At 43.2% G+C, this 771-nt stretch carries 1 pseudogene; it reads left to right on the top strand.

Annotated elements, in window-relative coordinates:
* A pseudogene (locus Tanf_RS15155) lies at positions 1–771 on the top strand (hypothetical protein); the annotation flags it as partial.

The following is a 771-nucleotide window of genomic DNA, read 5'->3' as shown; positions in this document are numbered from 1 at the left end:
GGAGAAGGATTCGACACCCATATCACCTTAGCCGACGGAGAATGGACAGATAGAGAAAGCGGAAGACTCTGGACAATGGCGATTGAATCGAAAGGGGCCTACTCCATTAATTTTGTATTCAACGATTTCCACCTCCCGGAAGGTGCTGAGTTATACATATCCAACGAAGAAGGAGATATGCTTTATGGTCCGGTTACCTCGAAAGTAAATACGGAGAACGGTCATTTCCTGACCGACCTGATCAAAGGAGATAAAGTAACCATCTATTTGTTCGAACCTTCGAACAAAAGAAACGAATCTCAATTGACAATAAAACGAGTTGTGCATGCATATTTAGATTTGTATGGTAATTTAGATCGTTCTCTTGACTGTAATAATAATATCGCTTGTTTTCCTGTTTGGAGTAAAGAGTCGGATGCTGTGGCCTTGGTTCTTCTTTCCAACGGTGCTGAATTATGTAGCGGTTCATTGCTGATGACAGCCAATTTGAGTTTCAGACCCTATTTTCTCTCGGCATTTCATTGTATCGATACGGATTTGCCGAACGGATCATTATCATCCTCCGAAATATCCAATGCCGAAAACTGGATGTTTAAGTTCCAATACAAAATGTCTTCATGCAGCGGAGGTCATGTAACAAGCGGAGTGACCTATAACCGGGCTACATTCAGGGCAGCGTGGAATAATACCGATTTTGCATTAATGGAACTGAGAAACTCTCCCGCCGGCGACTCCCGTTTTTCATGGTTGGGATGGGATCGAAGCGGCAAT

The sequence above is a fragment of the Tannerella forsythia genome, assembly GCF_001006485.1.
Classification (GTDB): Bacteria; Bacteroidota; Bacteroidia; order Bacteroidales; family Tannerellaceae; genus Tannerella; species Tannerella forsythia.
The sequence above is the reverse complement of the archived record's forward strand: the minus strand, read 5'-3'. Positions and strand labels throughout refer to the sequence as shown.